Origin of the sequence: Micromonospora sp. NPDC047557, assembly GCF_043205095.1 — a bacterium.
In the GTDB taxonomy this organism is placed as follows: Bacteria; Actinomycetota; Actinomycetes; order Mycobacteriales; family Micromonosporaceae; genus Micromonospora.
This window is the reverse complement of sequence record NZ_JBIDDK010000009.1, coordinates 89,584-108,493: the sequence shown is the minus strand read 5'-3', so window position 1 is coordinate 108,493 and position 18,910 is coordinate 89,584. Positions and strand designations below refer to the sequence as shown.

Genomic DNA, 18,910 nt, shown 5'->3' with positions numbered 1-18,910 from the left:
GCCCGGGCTAGACGAGCAGGTCCTCCATCAGCTCACGGATCCGGGTGACGGCCGCGGCCACCGGCCGGGCGCGCCAGGCGGACACCAACGACTCACGCTGCTCCTCGTCACCGAGGGCGGCGTCGAGTCGTTCGCTGCGCCCGCTCGGGAAGAACAGCTCCATGTGCGTCCCGAGCCGCTTCGCGAGCGCGGACAGTTCGCGGGTGGTGGCGATGTCGTCCCGGTACGCGGCGAGTTCCGCGCCGCCCGACGCCCACGCCCCGATCACCGGGAGGTCCTTCGAATTCAGCGCGTCGTCGCGGGCGAGCGCCAGCAACGTGGCCGCCTGGGCGGCGGCGGTGCCCGACGCCCCCCGCGCGTCGGCCACCCGCAGGTACAGGACCGCCACCGAGGCCCGCACCATCACGCGCGGCTGCGGTGGCGGTCCGGTCCAGCCGGCGAGAGTACGGTTCACCGCGTCGGCGTGGGCGAGCGCCTCGTCGTAGCGCTCGCGCTGCCAGGCGAGGTGCGCCAGGCCGAGAAGCGCCTGCGCGACGTCCATCTGCTCGGCCTGGCCCGGCGTCGCCGTCTCACCGAGTCGCCGCTCCGCGTCCGCGTCGCCGGTCAGGGCGAGCTGCACGTCCAGCCGCACCCGGATCGACCGTGCGTCCTGCTGGGCGCCGATCATCTCCATGTGCCGGACGCTGCGCGCCAGCCACTCGGCCGACCGCCCCTCGCTCCCGGGGAGCAGGAACTGCCCGACGGCACCCGCGGCCATCGCCATGCCCCAGTGGTCGCCCGCGACCTCGAAGCGGTGGTACGCCTGCTCGGCGTCGTCGATCGACGCCTCCGGCAGACCGCTGTTCTCCCGTACCGCCGCGCGCGCGATCAGGCCGAGCGCCTGCACGTACGGGTCCGGGTGCGCGATCATCTCGTTGGCGCTCTTCAGGCTCCGCTCCAGGTCGGACTCGTCGAAGCCGGGCAACGCCACCGCGAATGCCCTCAGCCGCGACGACACCTCGGCGGGTCGTTCCGCGAGCAGCGTCCGCAGCGCGCGCCGAGCGAGCACGGCGGGCCGCAGGTCGGCGCTGATGCCGCTGTTCACGCTGATCAACACGCATGTCCAGGCGAGTCGGTCTCCGTGCGGCAGGGGCCGGCCGCTGGCCCGGCCCCGCAGGATCGCCGAGCGTCGACGCCGCTGCGGCTCGTCGACGTTGAGCAGCCCGCGCCCCCAGGCGAGGACCTCCAGGTGCAGGCCGCGCACGGTCCAGAGATGCAGCAGCGCGGTGGCGACATCGACGACGGCGGGCTCGTCGTCCTGCTCCAGCGCCCACCGCAGGCCCGCGACCAGGTTGTCCTGCTCGGCGGCGCAACGGTCGAGCGCCTCGACCTGGCCGGGGCCCACGAGGCGACCGGCGAGCCCGACGGCCTCGTCCCTGGCCCAGCCGACCAGACCGGCCATCGCCACGCCCCGGTCACCGACGGCGTCCAGGCGGGCCTCGCCGTACTCGCGGACGGTTTCCAGCATCCGGTAGCGGGGTGGTCCGTCCCCCTCGACCAGGGTCAGCAGGGACTGTTCGACAAGCCTCGCCAGACCCCGCCGCACGTCCGGGGACTGCGCGACCGCGGCGGCGAGGTCCGCGGTGAACGGCGCGGGGATGACCGCGATCCGCTCCAGCAGCGCACGGTCGTCGGGGGCGAGCAGTTCCCGGCTCCAGTCGACCATCGCCCACAGGCTCGCGTGCCGTTCCGGCAGGCCCCGCAGCGCGTCGTCGAGCAGCGCGAACCGGTCGGTCAGTCCGGCGAGCACGTCGTCGATCGGCATGTGCCGCAGTCGCGCGGCGGCCAGTTCGAGGGCCAGCGGCAGGTTGTCGAGCCGGTTGCACAGCGCGAGAGCCCGCGCGGTGTCCCAGGTCGGCACCGCGCCGCCGGCCCGCGCCCGGGACTCGATCAGCCCGAGCGCGTCGGAGTCCGGCAGGGCGGTCAGTCGGTGCACCCACTCGCCGGCCAGGCCCAGCGGCGCACGACTGGTCGCGAGCACGGCGACCTCCGGGGAGGTCACCGCGAGCAGGTCGGCGACGACGCCCGCCACCGCGTCGAGGACATGCTCGCAGTTGTCCAGGACGACCAGCCCGTCGAGGTCCGGCGCCAGCGCCCGCAACCGCTCCTCGGGGCTGAGCACCCGCCGTTCGAGGCCCAGGTTGCCGCCGGTCGTCGAGGTGTCCGCGCCACCGAGCGCCGCGAGCACCGTGGGCAGCACCTCGTCGGGCGAGCGCAGCCCGGCCAGCTCGACCACGCGTACCGCCTGCCCGGCCGCCGCCGTGCGCCGCGTGACCTCGGCCGCGAGGCGGGTCTTGCCGGCGCCGCCGGCCGCCACGATCGTCACGAGGGCCGACTCGTCCAGCGCCGCGTCCAGGGCCTCGACGTCGCGCTCGCGGCCGACGAGGGCGGTCATCGGCCGGCGCCACGCGGCGGGCAGGGCGATCCGCGCCGGCGGGCGGGGCGGCGCGACGACGGCCGGCGCGGTGAGCTCGCCGCGCAGCAGCGCCAGATGGACCTGGGTGATCACGGGCGACGGGTCGGTGCCGTAGCGCTCGGCCAGGTCGTCACGGAGGCGCTCGACCACCTCCAACGCCTCCGCCTCCCGCCCCTGCGCGGCGAGCACCCGCACGAGCAGGGCGGCGGACGGCTCATCCGGGGGCGTCCGGGCAGCGAGCCGGCGCAGGTCCGCCTCGTCGTACGGCCCCGCACCGGCGAGCGCCGCCTCGGCGCGCAGCGCGGCGACGTCGGCGAACAGGCGGGTGTCCTCGGTGGTGACGATCTCCGGCACCTCGGGGAACAGGGCACGGGCCCGGTCGGCCGAGTCGCGGGCCGCCCGCGCGTCGCCGGCCCGCAGGGCGGCACGCCCGTGCTCGAGGAGCGCCCGCGCCTCGACCGCATCGACGGTGACCTCGTCGGCGGGCAGGCGGTATCCGCCCGGCACCGCCACCACGGGCAGCCCGAGACGGCGTACGCGGGACACGAGCGCCTGCACCGCGCCGGTCGCGTCGTCGGGCGGCGCCCCGTCCCACACCGCGTCCACGAGCAGACTGGTGGAGACCGCCCGGCCACGCGCGTCGACGAGTGCGCGGAGCACCGCCGCCAACCGCTCGCCCCGGACCGGCCGGCCGTCGACGGCGAGGGGGCCGAGGATCGTGATCTGCACGGAACCAGCATCCCCCACGCCAACCACCGCACCGAGCAGGGTGCCGGACGGCGCGAAGGTCTTCCCGGGTGTGCAGCGCGGCGCGGGATGCGTCCAGGACGGCGTGGTGCGTACAGTTTCGGGTCGGACTTGGGGTGGACCGGCGAATCCGGCACAGGAAACGGGACGAGACAGCGACGCATGACAGTGGACAAGATTGCCCAAAACGGTCAGGACGGCATTGACCGGGACCGGCTGGAGACCTGTCTCAGCGTCTTCGAGGCGTTGGAGGCCCTTCCGTCCGACCACCCGGACGTGGTGCGGGTGCAGCGGGCCACCGCGAAGCTCTACAAGGTGATCAAGCAGCGGCGACGCGAGGAGCGGCGCGACGCCATCCTCGCGGCCGACCGGGCGGTGACGGAGGCCACGGCCACCGGCGCCCCCGGCCGGATCGACGACGAGACCCAGGGCATCCCCCTCGCCTCCCCCACCACCGGCACGACTGCGGGATTCCTGCACAACCCGCGCGGCTGCTACATCTGCAAGCAGCGCTACCGCGAGGTGGACGCCTTCTACCACCAGCTCTGCCCGTCCTGCGCGGCCCTGAACCGGGAGCGCCGGGACGCCCGTACCGACCTGACCGGCCGGCGCGCGCTGCTCACCGGCGGCCGGGCCAAGATCGGCATGTACATCGCGCTGCGGCTGCTGCGCGACGGCGCGCACACGACGGTGACCACGCGGTTCCCGCACGACGCGGTCCGCCGCTTCGCCGCGATGCCCGACAGCGGGGACTGGCTGCACCGCCTGCGGATCGTCGGGATCGACCTGCGCGACCCCGCACAGGTGATCGCCCTCGCCGACTCGGTCAGCAGCCAGGGCCCCCTCGACATCCTGATCAACAACGCGGCGCAGACCGTCCGCCGCTCGCCCGGGGCGTACGCCCAGCTCGTCGCAGCGGAGGCCGCGGCCCTGCCGGACGGCCCCCTGCCGGAGCTGATCACGTTCGCCAAGCCGGGCGGCCCGGCCGGCGGTCTCACGGCCGGGCCGGAGTCGACCGCGCTCACCCCGCACGCGCTCACCGCGTTGGCGTTGACGAGCGGCTCCGCGTCGCCCGAGCGGATCGCGGCGTCCACCGCCATCGACGCCGGCGGCCTGGTGCCGGATCTCGACTCGGTGAACAGCTGGGTCCAGCGGGTCCAGGAGGTCGACCCGGTCGAGCTGCTGGAAGTGCAGTTGTGTAACGTCACCGCGCCGTTCGTGCTGGTCAGCCGGCTACGTCCGGCGATGGCCGCCGCGCCGGCCCGCCGCAAGTACGTGGTGAACGTCTCGGCGATGGAGGGTCAGTTCGGTCGCGGCTACAAGGGCCCGGGGCACCCGCACACCAACATGGCCAAGGCCGCGTTGAACATGCTGACCCGCACCAGCGCCCAGGAGATGCTGACCGACGGCATCCTGATGACCAGCGTCGACACGGGTTGGATCACGGACGAGCGGCCGCATCCGACCAAGATGCGGCTGGCCGACGAGGGGTTCCACGCCCCGCTGGACCTCGTCGACGGCGCGGCCCGGGTGTACGACCCGATCGTCCGCGGCGAGCAGGGCGAGGACCTGTACGGCTGCTTTCTGAAGGACTACGCGCCCTGCGCCTGGTGAACGACGCTCGACGAGGAGAAACACATGTCATCTGACCAGTGGCCGACGCTGGACGAACTCCAGCGCGAGGAGAACGAGCTGGAGCTCGCGGGGCTGACCGAGACCGACGCGTACGAGCTGGGCGTGCGGGCCGTCACCGCCGCCGCCCAGCGGGGGCTCCCGATCTCCGTGGGCGTGTGGCGGACCGGACGGCAGTTGTTCCACTGTGGCCTGCCCGGTTCGACGGCGGACAACGACGGGTGGCTGCGCCGCAAGGGGCGCGTGGTGATGCGGTTCGAGCACTCGTCGCTCTACATGGCCCGGCTCTGCCAGGACAAGCAGACGACGCTCACCGAGAAGTTCGGCCTACCGGCCGCACGCTACGCCGCGGCCGGAGGCGCCGTGCCTCTGCGAGTTCGTGGCACCGGCGTCGTGGGCTGGATGGGCGTCTCCGGCCTTCCGCAGCTGGACGACCACCGCTTCGTCGTCGACATCCTGCGCGGCAACGCGCGCTAGCCCTCCCGCAACCGCCGGGCGCCGCCCGCCCGCCGCACATCGGCGTCGGCGGGCGGCGTCGGCGGGCGCTCGGCGCGTCCGCACGGCCGTCAGCCCGCGCGGCGGTTCGCGCGGAGGGCGCCCAGGATCACGCCGGGTGTGGCCAGCGACAGCGGGTGCTCCCGCAGGGACACGACCTCGTTGAACCGGCGGGCGATCGCCACGTCCGTGACGGTCGCCGTGAGGATCTGCCGGCTGACCCAGCTGGAGACCCGATAGCCGCGCGGGTAGGGCCCGTCGACGTGCGGCAGCGCCAGGTCCGCGGAGGTCGAGGTCGACCAGGCGGCGTCGACCACGACCTTCTGCAGGGCGAGGAAGTGGCGGGCGGGCTCGCTCAGGTCCTCCTCGGATTGCAGGTACGCCGACAGGCAGGCCGCGTGCAGGGCCGCCGCCGTCATCCCCTGCCCGTACACCGGGTTGAACGACGCGACGGCGTCACCGACGCTGACGAGTCGCGCCGGGAACCGCCGCAGCGTGTGGAAGTCCCGCCGGCGGCTGTCGGCGTGGTGGTAGGTCTGGACGTCGCCGAGCATCTCCTGCTCGGCGACCTCGCCGAACTCCGGCGGGAACTGCTCCCGCAGCCGTCGGACGAAGTCCTCGGCGGTGCGGCCCGGCCGGTCCTTCCCGTAGCCGGCCATCATGGCCATCCACCGGCCGTCCTCGATGGCGAAGAAGGCGGCGCCGGCGATGTCCGTCATGGTCCGCGGAGTGTGCAGGGCCAGGACGACTGTCGCCTCCGGAGACTGCTCGGGGCGGCGGAACAGGGCTGTCGCGTAGTTGAGGTGCACGGCCATCCGACGGGTGGTGGGCCGCTCCCAGCCGGCCTGCACCAGCCAGTCCGAGAGCCGGCTGGACCGCCCCATGGCGTCCACCACCAGGTCGGCGTCCTCGACGCCAGGCACCTGATCGACCTCGTACCGGACGCCGGTGACCGCGTCGTCGTCGAACACGAGACCCGTGGCACGGGCGGTGACCGTCTTGACGTTGGGCAGTCGGAGCACCTGCTGACGGATCAGCCCTTCCAGGAGGGGCCGGCTACCGGCCAGGCTGTCGTCGTCGTCGGGTACGACCACCTTCCGTCGGCCGTCGAGGTAGCTGCGTCGGGCGGCGGGCGGCGCCTCGACCGCCCCGTGGGCCAGCGCCTGCTGCCGGAACCCGGGGAACAGCTGCTCGAGCTGGAGCAGGCCGCCGGGCAGCAGTGCGTGCAGTTGCGTCCCCTGTGGCACGCCGGGCCGGGCGCCGCTCACCTGCGGGTCGTCCCGGTCGAGGAGGACCACGCTCTCCGCGTGGTCGGACAGGACCCGGGCGGCCAGGAGCCCGGCGACACTGCCGCCGACCACCACCGCCTTACCCAGGCGCGGGGTTGGTTGGTCGGGGGGTCGCACGGCGTTCAACGCGGCGAAGACCCGAACCGGGGAGAGGGACATCGTGCTCTCCAAGGGGTACGAGGTGTGGCCCCGATCGTTGCACAGCGTCGACCGTCGACCGTCGCCCCGACACGTCCGCCCGGGTGTCGGATACCAACCATGTCGCTGGACGGGGTCGGCGTTCGTCTGAGCGAGGCTGGCGCGCCGCGCGTCCGTACTGTCACCATCACCGGCATGCCTGTCGCACGTCGTACCCTGCTCGGAGCTGGCCTGGCGGCCGCGACCGGCGCCCTCACCGGCTGCGGTGACAGCGACGGCACCGGGCCGGCCGACGCGGTGACCGCCACCGACGCCGCGGGAAACAGGGTGGGCTTCGGCGCGGCCGGGAACACCCCGACGGGTACGCCGAGCGCCTCCCCGTCGCCCGGCGGCGGGGCCACGGCGGCCAATCAGGCCCGGTACGCCCCGCAGCTGACGGCCCTGCTGCGGCGTCACCTCCCCGCCTCGCCGCAGACCGTCCGGCATCACGGCTTTCCCGGTGCGGTCGCCGTCGTGCTGGTCGACGGACGGACAACTGTGCACACCGCCGTCGGGGAGGCGCTGCGCTACGCGGCCGGCCCGAAACTCCTCGCGGCGAGCCAACGCGTCGCGATGCGCCCCGACTCCGTCTTCGACCTCGCCTCGGTCACCAAGGTCTACACCGCGATCCTGCTGCTGCAGCAGGTCGAGAAGGGTCGCGTCGACCTGGGCGCGCCGGTCCGCGACTACCTGCCCGGCTTCACCGGCGCCGGCAAGGACGCTGTCACCGTCGAGATGCTGCTCACCCACACCAGCGGTCTCCCGGTGGGCGCCACGGTCACCGGACTGCCCGACAACACCGCACGCTGGAACGCCGTGCTCGCCACCCCGCTGGTGTCGTCGGCGGTGCCCGGGAAGACGTTCCGCTATTCCAGCGTAGGGCTCATGGTCGCCGGCAAGGTCGTCGAGAAGGTCACCGGAAGCCGACTCGACAAGGCGCTCAAGGCCAACCTCACCGGTCCGCTCGGCCTGCGCGACACCGGCTTCAACCCGACCACCTGGCTGTCCGGCACCGCGCGGGCAACCCGGATGGTGGCGACCGACGCCCGCTCGTCCCGCGGTCTGCTGCGCGGCACCGTGCACGACGACGTCGCCAACCACCTCGGCGGCGTCGCCGGCCACGCGGGGGTCTTCGCCAGCGCCGCCGACCTCGCCGCCATCGGCCAACTGCTCCTCAATGGCGGCACCTACCAGGGCAGACGGGTCCTCGCCGCCGACACCGTGCGCACGATGCTCAGCAACCACAACGCGGGCAAGCCGGCCGTCGACCCCGAACGCCCCCACCGCACGGCCGCCCACGGTCTCGGCGTGGTGCTCAACCAGCCCTGGTTCATGGGCCGGCTCGCGTCCGCGCGCACCTTCGGCCACACCGGCTTCGCCGGCCCCTCGTTCCTGGTCGACCCGGACCGCAGGCTCGTGCTCGCCCTGCTCACCAACCGGGCGCACCCCAACTGGTCCTGGGCGAATCCCGATCCTGTCCGCGCCGCTGTCGGCGACCTCCTCGCCGCAGCGGTCACCTGAGCCGCCGAGCGGGCCGTCAGCCCGCGAGGGCGGCCGGTTGCCGGTCGCGGCGACGCCCGGCGGTGAAGCTGACGATTCCCAGGCCCAGCCCGACGACGGCCAGGACCAGGCCCACCCGGGCCGGCGCGAGGTAGCCGAGCCCGGCGGCGATGGCGACGCTGCCCAGGGCCGCGCCCAGGCTGTTGGCGATGTTCATGGCCGACTGGTTGAGCGCCGCGCCCATCAGTTGGGCGCCGGGGGCGACAGTGATCAGGCGTGCCTGCAGTACCGGACCGAGGTAGAGGCTCGTCGCGCCGACCAGGAACGCGCCCACGAACAGGCCCACGCGGTTCGACGCGACGAGGCTGAACACACCGATGCTGACGATCATGGCGACGAAGCCGATCATCATGCTGCGGCGGAGGTCCCGGTCGGCGAGCCAGCCGCCCAGGGCGTTGCCGACGGTCATGCCGAGACCCACCGCGACCAGCGCCCACGGCACGGTCGCGGCGGAGAGGCCGGCGACGTCGGTGGTGACCGGCGCGATGTAGGAGTCGACAGCGAAGAAGCCGGCGAAGCCGATCGCCCCGGTGGCCGCGACCAGCCAGACCTGCGGGGTCCGCAGGGAGCGCAGTTCGGCGGCCGGCGAGCCGTCCGCCGCCGCGGCGACCTCCGGGACGACCGCCAGCACCGCCAGCAGCGTGAGCAGGAAGACCCCGGCGATCACCAGGTACGCCGCACGCCAGCCGACCGCCTGCCCGAGCCGGGTGATCAGCGGTACGCCCACCACGTTGCTGACGGTCAGCCCACCGAGCACGGTGGCGAAGCCCCGGGCCTCGTTGCCGGGGCCCATCAGGGTCGCCGCGAGCAGGCCGGCCGCGCCGAAGTACGCGCCGTGCGGCAGCGCGGCGACGAACCGCGCCACCAGCACCAGCTCGAACGTCGGGGCCGTGGCGGACGCGATCGTGCCGACGGCGAACAGGACGAGCAGCCCCAGGACGAGCTTGCGGCGCGGCAGGCGCGCGCTGAGGGCGGCGATCAGCGGAGCGCCCACGACCACGCCCAGCGCGTACGCGGTGATCATCCAACCGGCCTGGGCGACCGCGTTCGACGACGATCGGGCGTACTCCTGCGGGAGCAGGCCGCGTGCCATCTCGGGCAGCAGACCCATCGCCACGAACTCCGTCAGGCCGACCGCGACGCCGCCCAGGGCCAGGGCCGCCAACGCCGCCAGGCGCTGACCTCTGCTCAGTCCGTTCACCGAGCGAATTTAGCAACAGCGTTGCGTAATAGGCTGGCGAGATGACGCGCACCACAGCCGACGTGACGTTCCTGCGCGGATACAACCAGGCGCTCGTCCTGGCCGTGGCGCGTACGGTGCGGACGTTCGAGCGGTCGACGGTCGTCGACGCCACCGGCCTGACGCCGCAGGCGGTTTCCAAGGTCATCGCCCGTCTGACCGCCGACGGGCTGATCCGTTCCGCAGGCGTCCGCCGCCTGGGCATCGGCAAGCCGGCGGTCGTCTACGAGCTGGTCCCCGACAGCCGGTACGCGATCGGCGCGCACGTCGCCCGCCGCACACTGCGACTGGTCCTGGTCGACCTGGCCGGCACCGTGCGCCACTCGACGGTCAGCCCTCTGCCCGGCGACTTCACCCCCGAGCAGCTCCTCGACGCCCTACGGGTCGGCATCGACGCGATCACCGCCGGCACCGCGCTGCGGAGCCGACTGACCGGCGTGGGCCTCGGCATGATCGGCCCGCTCGACCACGCGCACGGGCTGGTCCGCGACGCGCACGGCCTGCGGCACTGGCACGACGTACCGCTGCGTGAGCTGGCCGAGGCGCACCTGGGCCTGCCGGTGCACCTCGACAAGGACGTGACCGCCGGGATCACCGCCGAGGCCTGGCGGCACGGCGCCACGTTCGGCGACGCGGCGCTCATCATGGTCGAGTCCGGTATCGGCGGTGGCTTCTGGCTGGGCGGCGCCGCCCACCGGGGCGCGCACACCAACGCCGGGGAGTTCGGGCACACCGTGGTCGACCTGGACGGGCCCCGCTGCGTCTGCGGACGCCACGGCTGCCTGGAGGTCGTGCACCTGCGCGCCGTCGAGGCGGGAGACGTCCCCCGCGCGGCCCGCGTCCTCGCCGTCGGCGTCGTCAACCTGCTGCAGACCCTGGACCTCGCCCACGTGGTGCTGGCCGGCGCGGATCTGCTGCGCCACGCCCAGGTCTACCGCGCCGCGGTCGAGCGGGCCGTCCGCACGGACGTGCCGCGCGCGGACTGGCTGACGCCGACGGTGACCCTGTCCGGTCTGGGCGCGGACGTCATCGCCGCCGGCGCCGCGATGCAGGTGCTCGATCAGCGCTACGGCATCCCCGACCTCGCTCCCGGCGCCCCGCCCACGATCGTGCGACAGTCCGTCGTCGGGGCGCGCTGAGCGGCCCCCAGGGGAGCACGGGGGCGATCACCGCGGGGCGGCGTCCGCGTAGGCGCAGCCGCTGGCCGGGCTCTCGCTGGAGCTGATCACCGCGTCGAGTCGGTCCCTGACCTGGACGAGTTGGTCGATCTGTCGGGTGAGGCGGTCGCGTTCGCCGTTCAGCAGGGCACGGGACTGCGGGGTGTTGACCTTCGCGTCGACGCAGGGCAGCAGATCCAGGATCGTCCTGCTGGACAGACCCGCGGCGTACAGCGTCTGGATGAGCTGGACCCGGTCGAGCGCCTTCTCGTCGTAGTGGCGCTGACCGCCACCGCTGCGTTCGGGGATCAGCAGCGACTGCTCCTCGTAGTAGCGCAGAGCGCGCACCGACACACCCGTGCTGGCGGCCAATTCTCCGATCCGCACGACCCCTCCCCCACGGCGGTGACAGCCGCCACACAACCTTGTCCCTCACGTCCACGTCAGGTTTTAGCGTAGGTCGCGTACGAATCCCCGTCCAACCCCAGCGGAGGGCATCATGCGGATCTCAGGCTCGATTGCGCTGGTCACCGGCGCCAACCGTGGCATCGGCCGGCACTTCACCCGACAACTCCTCGAACGCGGCGCGGCGAAGGTGTACGCCACGGCCCGCGACCCCGAACGGATCGACATCCCCGGCGTCGAGAGGCTCCGACTGGACATCACCGACCCGCAGGCGGTGCGGGACGCCGCAGCGGTCGCCTCCGACGTGACCCTGCTCGTCAACAACGCCGGGATCACCACCGGGACCAACCTCGTCACCGGCGACCTGAGCACGATCCGATCCGAGATGGACACGCACTTCTACGGCACCCTCGACATGGTGCGCGCGTTCGCCCCGATCCTGGGCGCCAACGGTGGGGGCGCCATCCTCAACGTCCTGTCGGCGCTGTCGTGGTTCTCCTACGACGGGGCGAACGCCTACGGCGCCGCCAAGGCGGCCGAGTGGAGCCTGACCAACGGCGTCCGGCTCGAACTGGCCGCGCAGGGCACGCTGGTGACCGGCTTGCACCTGGGCGCCGCCGACACCGACATGATGGCCGACTACGACGGCGACAAGATGGACCCCGCCGACGTCGTCCGCGCCGCCCTCGACGGCATCGAGGCCGGCCGGATCGAGGTCCTCGCCGACGAGTGGAGCGCCCACGTCAAGGCCTCCCTCGCCGGCGATCCGAGCGCGTTCTACGGCGCGGCCGCAGCCGGCTGACGCGCCACGACGGCGGCGGCCGGCCACCGGCGAGGTGACCGGCCGCCGTCGCGCGAAGCGGTCGGAGCCGGGCGTCGCCCGCCGCGGTGGCCTCCTGCACGCTGGCCATCCGCTTTGGCTGCCCGCCGTGTCGATGTGCTGTTGAGCGGTATACCGCAGAGGTATGAATATGACTCTGAGGTATACCGCTTACGACCGCATCCGCCCCCACGGAAGTGACCCACGGTCACCGTCGGCCGCTGGCTGCGCCCACCGCCCCAGCCAGGGTTAGGAATACTCGTCTAGGGCAGGTGGGCGGTCGGCGGCGTCACATGCCGGTCGGCTCGGGAGCGTCGCTCGGCGGGTGCGCCAGGACGAACCGCTGCACGGCCGCGCCGCTGACCGTGGCACAGAACTGCCGGTACCCGGCCTGCGCTCCCCAGTGCGACAGGGCCAGCGGCCGGCCGGCCGGGAACGCCCCGTAGTCGAGGTCCCACGGCGCGACCACGAACCTGCCGCCGTAGCGGTCGTCGCCGAACGTCCGGGCCAACGCCCGCAGTGCCTCGATCTGGTCGGGGGCGAGCGGTTCGACGTACCACAGCACGGTGTAGCCGTGTTCCAGGTTGTGGACCAGCGTCTCGATCGGCGGGCGGTCACGGGTGACATAGAACCGGCGCACGGTCGGGGCGGGCACCACGAAGTGCGGCCCGGACGACGGTGGGACCAGGTCGTACCGGACGCGGGTAACGTACGGCTCGGCGGTTCCCGGGCCGACGTGGAGGCCGGCGCCACTGATCCGGTCGGTCAGCTCCGGATCGCAGCCGGCCCGGTCGGCGTCGACCCCGATCGCGGAGGCCGGTCGGTGGGTGGCCGGGTCGGCGTACGCGCGCAGGAACGGGGTGGCCGCCACCACGAGCAGGACGGCGCCGAGCGCGGTGGCCGCCGCGGCGATTCTCGGCCCGTACCCGGAGCGTGCCTCAACCACGGCCCGCTCCCTGCGTCCGCAGGTGGGCGGCGGTCCACTCCAGCACCGCCTCCACCGGTGGCATCCCCCGGCCGGCGAGGGTGCCGGTGCTCAGCGCGAGCACGGGAACGGGCGGCACCACGCCGTACCCGTCGGCGCGCAACCGCGCCACATTGCGCTGCACGGCGGGGCGCTGCCACATCGCGGCGTTCATCGACGGCACCAGCACGACGGGAGCGGCGGCGGCCAGCACGCAGGTGGCGACCAGGGTGTCGGCGATTCCCAGGGCCGCCTTGGCCAGGGTGTTGGCGGTGGCGGGCATGACGAGCACCAGATCGGCCCACGCGGTCAGGGTCAGGTGCGCGACGTCGGTCGTCGCCTCCTCGTCGGTCAGCGCCGGGCGTCCGGTCAGGAGGGCGAACGAGGCGGCCGGGACGAAGCGGGCGGCGGCGGGAGTGAGCACGACCCGCACGTCGAGTCCCAACGCGTGGCGCATCACCATGATCGACTGAGGCAGCGTCAGCACGTCCGCGGATCCGCAGGCGGCGACGAGGATCCGTCGCGCCGGGAACGGCCCCGGGTCGTCGGTGGAGACGACCGGGCGCTGCGGCGCCTCGGTCACGGTACGGGTATCCATGCGTCGCCTCCTGCGTGGGCGGGTTCGTCGTCGGTCAACTGGCAGCGGACCAGGTCGGCGTACACGCCCCCGGCACGCAGCAGCTCGTCGTGCCGGCCGCGCTCCACGAGCCGGCCACCGGCGACGACGAGAATCTGGTCGGCGTTACGGACGGTGCTCAGCCGGTGGGCCACCACGATCCGGGTGCAGCGCATCGCCGAGATCGCCTCGTCGACGCGCCGCTCGGTGGCCACGTCGAGGTGGCTGGTCGCCTCGTCGAGCAGGAGCACGGCAGGCTGCCCCGCCAGGGCCCGCGCGATGGACAGCCGCTGCCGCTGCCCACCGGAGAGCGCCTGGCCCCGCTCGGCGACCTGCGTGTCGTAGCCCATCGGCATCGCCGCGATGTCCTCGTCGATCGCGGCGGCCTCGGCGGCCGCCCGGATCGCCGGCATGCCGACACCCGGATGCACCAGGCTGATGTTGCGCCGGATGGAGTCGCGGAACAGGTAGCTCTCCTGCAACACCACCCCGAACTGGCGGCGCAGCGCGGTCGGGTCGATGCGCGACAGGGGCACCCCGTCGAACAGGATCTCCCCGCCGGTGGGCCGGTAGAGGCCGGTCAGCAGCATGGCCAGGGTGCTCTTGCCGCTGCCCGACGGCCCCACCACGGCGACCTTCTCCCCCGGTGCGACGTCGAAGGAGATCTCCCGCAGCACCGGCGCCGCGCCACCGTCGTAGCGGAAGCTCAGGTCGCGGACGCTGATCCGGCCGGTGAGGCGGGGCGCGGGCAGGTCGGGGTCCCCGGCGGGCTCCGGCTGGGCGGCGAAGACGTCCCGCAGGCGTTGCAGGTGCGACACCACCGACTGGAGCACCTGCGCGCTGCTCACCAGCGAGGCCAACGGGGTGAGCGCGGACAGCGCCAACGCCTGCAGGCCCAGGGTCGCACCGAGGCCGGCGCCCTCGAAGAGCCGACCGGTGCCGAGCCACAGCAGCGCCAGCGGCCCGGCGAGTTGGACGCTCGCGGTGATGTTGGCGACCGTGGCCGAGAGCCGGTTCTGGGCGATGTCGGCGTCCAGCGCGGTGGTGTAGCGGCGCAGCCAACCGTCGTACACCTGCCGCTCGGCGCCCATCGACTTGACCGTCGCGATGCCCGACAGCGCCTCCATCAACGCGCTCTCCGCGTCGGCCTGCACGGTGAGGTGCCGCTGGCTCAGCCGCAGCAGTCGACCGTTGACCAGCGCGACGGCCGCCACCTGGACGACACCGATCGCGGCGGCGAGCCCGGCGAAGGTGAGGTCCCTGGCCACCAGCACCCCGAAGTACGCGATCACCAGGACACCGTCGATGACCGCCGTCAGGACCTGGGTGGTGACCAGTTCGCGCAGCAGGATGCTGCTGGACAGCCGCTGCATCAAGTCACCGCTGGCCCGCTGCTGGAAGAACGCGTACGGCAGCCGCAGCAGGTGCCCGAACAGCCGGGTCATCAGCGCGGCGTCCACCCTGGCCTGGAGCGTGACCAGGAGCCGGGAGCGCAGGTAGGCCACGCCGAACTGGGTGAGCACCAGCGCCGCGATGCCCAACGCCAGGTACGGCATGAGGCTGGTCTCCCGGGCCGGCATGATCTGGTCGAAGGCGACAGTGGTGGCCAGGGGCAGGGCCAGTCCCAGGGTCTGGAGCACCAGGGAGACGCCGAACGCCGCGCCCAGGCGTGGCAGGAAGGGCCGCAGCAGCGGGTGCGCGCGCCGCCAGCGGGCCACCGGACCGGGCCGGGAGACCGCTGGCTCGGGCACGGCCGCCGGGTCGGGGGTGAAGGTCAGCACCGTGCCGCTGAAGCCGGCGGCGAACTCGGCGGCGCTGAGCAGCCGACGCCCGAGCGCCGGGTCGACGAGCCGGACGCCCCGCACGCCGACGTGTTCCACCACGACGAAGTGGGCGTCCTCCCAGTGGGCGACGGCCGGCAGGGGCAGCTCCCCGACCTGGGCGGCGTCGGCGCGGAACGCGCGGCCCCGCAACCCGAACCGGGAGGACGCGGTCAGCAGCGCCCGCGCGGTGACGCCGTCGCGGCCGACGTCGAGCCCGTCGCGCACCCGCGCCAGCGAGGCGCGTACGCCGTGCCGGCGGGCGACCATGGCCAGACACGCGGCGCCGCAGTCGGTGTCGGTCATCTGCATCACCAGCGGCACCCGCTGCCGGCGCCGCCACGCCGGGATGCTGGTCAGGCGGCCCACTGTCGCCTCCGAACGCCGAGCGCGCCGGTGCGCGCGTCCGCCGGTGGCGCCAGCAGGAGGACCGACGGCACCCGTTCGGGTGCGGCGAGCCGCAGCAGGGCGAGCCCGATCCCCGACAGGCCGGTCATCAGCTCCGGCGTGGCGAGCGCTGTCGGGTTGGCGCAGCGCCAGCCACCGCTGAGGCCGTCGCGCAGCACCGCCGCCGCGGGCGCCGCCGCCTGCTGGGGCGCGGCCGTCAGCAGCAGGTCCAGGTTGCCGAGGTCGCCGTGGCACAGCGAGTGGTTACGACCGAAGCCGGTGGCGAGCGTCGTCCGCACGGCAGTGCCGATCTCCGCGTCCAGCGCCTCGTCCGGGCCGAGGGCGTCGCGCAGCAGCAGCCGCGACAGCCCCACCCCGGGGGCGCCGTGGCACCAGGTCACCGTGCTCTGCCCCGGCCGGCGCAGGTCAGCCCAGTTCGCCAGCTCGGGGCGAAACAGGCCGCGGTCGTACGCCAGCACGCGGGCCGACGCGTCGGTGTAGGCGGGGTCGCCGGTCACCTGCCCGGCGCGGGCCAGCGCGGCGGCGATTCCGGCGGAGCCGTGCGACAGCCCGCCGAGGAGGTCGCCGGCGGCCCCGCGGGCCGGGTGCGGGTAGCGCTCGGCGGCGGCGTGAAGTCGTCCGGCGGCCGCGCGCAGGGCGGGCTCGACCCGCTCGGGGTCCAGACCGGCGCCGGAGACGGCGAGGACGGCGCCGGCGTACCCGTCGACCAGGTCGAGGGCCTGCTCGCCGGCGGCCAGCCCGACGATCCGCGCCAACGCCACGTCGACCACCGGCGCGAACCTGTCGGTCCGCCACAGCGCCCCGAGGTGCCCGAAGGTGTAGAGCAGGCCCGACCAGCCGGTGAACGCGCCGATCCGGTCGCCGGGAATCCGCCGGTCGAGGACGCGGGCCGCCAGCCCGGCAGCCGCCCGGCCGGCGAGGTCGGTGAATCGCCGTTCACCGGTGAGTCGGCCGGCGTGGGCCAGAAAGAGCGCCACGCCCGCGATGCCGTCGTAGAGGTGCGGGCCGAGCGGCGTCGGCGCCCACCGGCCCGGGTCGGCGGCCGAGGGCGTGAGGCCGAACCAGGTCGGCTCGGCACCGGGGCAGGCGAGACCGGCCACCACGTCCGCCACCTCGGCCGCGGCGGCCAGGTACGCCGCCGGAGCGGGCGTCGACGCCGGTGGCAGATCCGCCAGCCGCCAGCGCACCCGCGCGTGGGGCGCGTCGGTGCCGTCCACGCGGGCGGCGAAGGCGGCCTCGATCAGCCAGCGCTGCCGGGCCAGGTCGGCCGGCCCGAGCCGGGCCAGCCGGCGACGCGCCTCGTCGAGTCCGGACCGGGCCAGCAGGCCCGGCAGTCGTTGGCCCCGGCTGCTCCAGAGGTCACGCGAGTCCACCCGGGTGGTGAACATCGGCACGTCGCGGCGTGCCAGGTCGGCGCGCTCTGACGCGACGGTGGACGCCAGCAGCGGCAGGTCCGCCACCCCCGACCAGAGCCAGTCGTACAGCCGCTCGGTGTCGAGGCCGTCCTGCAGCGCGTCGGTGTGCAGCGCCGCATCGCGCAGCCGCAGGTACGTGCGGGTGGGGCGGAGCACGACGCGGATCTCGTCGGCGGCGAACGCGGTGAGCGGCCCGTGCGGGGCCAGCAGGTCGTCTCGGACGGCGGCGAGGAGGTGCGTCATCGACTCGAACCCCTGCACCACCCGCGGCAGGTGCGCGGCGACGTCGGTCGCCGCGCCGGCGGTGGCGGGGTCCTGCCGGTCCTGCTCGTCGTGGTGGTGACCGGGAGCGCACAGCCGCATCTCGTCGGTCCCCTCGTCCTGCCACGCCGAGCAGTTGCAGCCGTCGCCGACCGGTCCGGCGGCCTCGTCGGCGCGAGGCAGCAGGCCGACCGCGAGCACCGAGTCGGCGATCGCGTCCCCGCCCCGGGCGCTCGTGGACCGGAGGACCGCCGGGGTGAACACGGTCTCCAGGTCGATCAGGACCGGATGCTCACCGTGGGCGACCACGTTCTCCTGGTGGCAGTCGGTGGCGCCGATGGCCTGCAACAGGGCCAGCAGGGCGCCGAACCGGTGGGCGTAGCGGCGCTGTCCGGCCATCGTGGCAGGCCCGCGCGTGTCGACGTACGAGGCCCAGCCGTACGCGCCGCGCGGCAACACGGTGAAGGTGTGCAGGTCGGCGCCGCGGTCGTTGAGCCAGGCCAGCAGGTGCTGGAACCGGGCCTCGACGGCAACCGGGCGGGGCTTGTAGACCAGCCGCAGCCCACTGTCGAACGTCGCCACCAGCACCCGGCGGCCGTCGCGGTGGGGGTCGCCGGTCTCCTGGACCTCGACCAGGCGACCGAGCGGAGCCCCGGAGTGGAAGGTCGCCGCGAGACTCGGCGCGTCGGCGCGGAGCCGGTGCAGGAACTCGACGGTGCGCTCGGCCCAGGCGCGGGTCAGCTCGTACGCCTGCCGGGCCAGGACCGGGTAGTCGGCCAGCAGGTCCAGGGCCGCCTCGGGGGCGCGGTACCGGCCGAAGAACGCCACGAAGCGCTCCTGCGGCGTCGCCCCGGACGACGTGCCGCGCAGCCGGTCGATGTTGAGTTCCAGGACGACGGCCCGGCTGAGGAGTACGACCAGTTCGTCGAGCAGGCCGGTCAGTCCCAGCCGGTCCGCGTCGGCAGGCAGCGGCACCGCGCCGTCGGCGAGGTGACGAGCCTGACGTGCCACCCGGGCGCGGGCCTGTGCGACCAGGGGCGCCACCAGGACGAGGCAGGCGTCGAGCGGGCGGCCGGGCAGCAGTTCGGGGTCGATCTCCCCGTCCGCCGCTCGCGCATAGCAGGCCAGCAGTTCGTCGATCCATGCTGGCGTCCCGTCAAGACGTGCGGCGAGCAGCTCGGGCGTCTCGTCGAGCAGAGCGAGAAGCACCTGCTCGTCGATGCCCTCGGCCGCCAGCCGGCTGCGCCAGTCCTCGTCGTCGGTGAACGCGCCGGCGGTGCGCCACCGCGACAGCCGCCACCGCGACCGCTCGCCGGGCAGCGGGGCCGTCGGCACGGGCGCGGCCAGCCGTTCGGCGATGCTCAGCGCGGCCAGGAGGCGCTGCTCGACGCGGACCCTCGGGTCGTCGGCGGCGCGGTGCGGGTGTTCGGACATGCGGGGCTCCCGTGG

13 protein-coding genes are annotated in these 18,910 nt (G+C 74.1%); 5 read left to right on the top strand and 8 right to left on the bottom strand.

The window, feature by feature from the left end; translation table 11 throughout:
• Positions 1 to 7: 7 nt before the first annotated feature.
• A complete protein-coding gene (locus ACGGAQ_RS21335) occupies positions 8 to 3,184 on the bottom strand; it encodes a BTAD domain-containing putative transcriptional regulator (protein ID WP_393051780.1) in 3,177 nt (1,058 codons plus the stop codon).
• A gap of 180 nt (positions 3,185 to 3,364) precedes the next feature.
• Between ACGGAQ_RS21335 and ACGGAQ_RS21330 the strand changes: the two genes are divergently transcribed.
• Positions 3,365 to 4,816 (top strand): SDR family NAD(P)-dependent oxidoreductase, encoded by a 1,452-nt coding sequence (locus tag ACGGAQ_RS21330; protein WP_355136632.1) that lies wholly within the window; start codon positions 3,365 to 3,367, stop codon positions 4,814 to 4,816.
• 24 nt (positions 4,817 to 4,840) lie between these two features.
• Complete coding sequence (locus ACGGAQ_RS21325) at positions 4,841 to 5,311, top strand: heme-degrading domain-containing protein (protein WP_354862294.1); 471 nt, start codon at positions 4,841 to 4,843, stop codon at positions 5,309 to 5,311.
• An 89-nt stretch (positions 5,312 to 5,400) separates the two neighbouring features.
• Here the strand turns inward: ACGGAQ_RS21325 and ACGGAQ_RS21320 are convergent, their stop codons facing one another.
• Positions 5,401 to 6,777, bottom strand: coding sequence for an FAD-dependent oxidoreductase (locus ACGGAQ_RS21320; RefSeq protein ID WP_393051778.1), 1,377 nt, complete (start codon positions 6,775 to 6,777; stop codon positions 5,401 to 5,403).
• A gap of 174 nt (positions 6,778 to 6,951) precedes the next feature.
• On the opposite strand from ACGGAQ_RS21320, the gene ACGGAQ_RS21315 reads away from it, so the two are divergent.
• Positions 6,952 to 8,316, top strand: coding sequence for a serine hydrolase domain-containing protein (locus ACGGAQ_RS21315; RefSeq protein WP_393051776.1), 1,365 nt, complete (start codon positions 6,952 to 6,954; stop codon positions 8,314 to 8,316).
• A 16-nt stretch (positions 8,317 to 8,332) separates the two neighbouring features.
• On the opposite strand, the gene ACGGAQ_RS21310 is transcribed toward ACGGAQ_RS21315, so the two are convergent.
• Entirely contained in the window at positions 8,333 to 9,556 is a 1,224-nt protein-coding gene (locus tag ACGGAQ_RS21310) for an MFS transporter (protein ID WP_393051774.1), read from the bottom strand.
• 41 nt (positions 9,557 to 9,597) lie between these two features.
• On the opposite strand from ACGGAQ_RS21310, the gene ACGGAQ_RS21305 reads away from it, so the two are divergent.
• Positions 9,598 to 10,734 carry an ROK family protein gene (locus ACGGAQ_RS21305; protein WP_393051773.1) on the top strand — a complete coding sequence of 379 codons (1,137 nt, stop codon included), beginning with the start codon at positions 9,598 to 9,600 and terminating at the stop codon, positions 10,732 to 10,734.
• Between the two features lie 27 nt (positions 10,735 to 10,761).
• Here the strand turns inward: ACGGAQ_RS21305 and ACGGAQ_RS21300 are convergent, their stop codons facing one another.
• The gene (locus tag ACGGAQ_RS21300) at positions 10,762 to 11,139 is read right to left on the bottom strand and encodes a MerR family transcriptional regulator (RefSeq protein WP_393051771.1); all 378 of its coding nucleotides are present in this window, start codon (positions 11,137 to 11,139) and stop codon (positions 10,762 to 10,764) included.
• Positions 11,140 to 11,251: 112 nt separating this feature from the next.
• Here ACGGAQ_RS21300 and ACGGAQ_RS21295 point away from each other — a divergent pair, with 112 nt between their 5' ends.
• Positions 11,252 to 11,959, top strand: a complete 708-nt coding sequence (locus ACGGAQ_RS21295; protein ID WP_393051769.1) for an SDR family oxidoreductase — start codon at positions 11,252 to 11,254, stop codon at positions 11,957 to 11,959.
• Between the two features lie 307 nt (positions 11,960 to 12,266).
• Here the strand turns inward: ACGGAQ_RS21295 and ACGGAQ_RS21290 are convergent, their stop codons facing one another.
• The 4 genes from ACGGAQ_RS21290 to ACGGAQ_RS21275 are packed head-to-tail and all read right to left on the bottom strand — an operon-like array spanning position 12,267 to position 18,895.
• Complete coding sequence (locus ACGGAQ_RS21290) at positions 12,267 to 12,923, bottom strand: DUF3105 domain-containing protein (RefSeq protein ID WP_393051768.1); 657 nt, start codon at positions 12,921 to 12,923, stop codon at positions 12,267 to 12,269.
• Positions 12,916 to 13,539, bottom strand: a complete 624-nt coding sequence (locus ACGGAQ_RS21285) for a flavoprotein (protein ID WP_393051767.1) — start codon at positions 13,537 to 13,539, stop codon at positions 12,916 to 12,918. Before ACGGAQ_RS21285 ends, ACGGAQ_RS21290 begins: the two co-directional genes overlap by 8 nt.
• Positions 13,521 to 15,746 carry a peptidase domain-containing ABC transporter gene (locus ACGGAQ_RS21280; RefSeq protein ID WP_393051765.1) on the bottom strand — a complete coding sequence of 742 codons (2,226 nt, stop codon included), beginning with the start codon at positions 15,744 to 15,746 and terminating at the stop codon, positions 13,521 to 13,523. Before ACGGAQ_RS21280 ends, ACGGAQ_RS21285 begins: the two co-directional genes overlap by 19 nt.
• A complete protein-coding gene (locus ACGGAQ_RS21275) occupies positions 15,734 to 18,895 on the bottom strand; it encodes a type 2 lanthipeptide synthetase LanM family protein (protein ID WP_393051763.1) in 3,162 nt (1,053 codons plus the stop codon). The genes ACGGAQ_RS21280 and ACGGAQ_RS21275 overlap by 13 nt, the downstream gene beginning before the upstream one ends.
• Between the last annotated feature and the right edge of the window lie 15 nt (positions 18,896 to 18,910).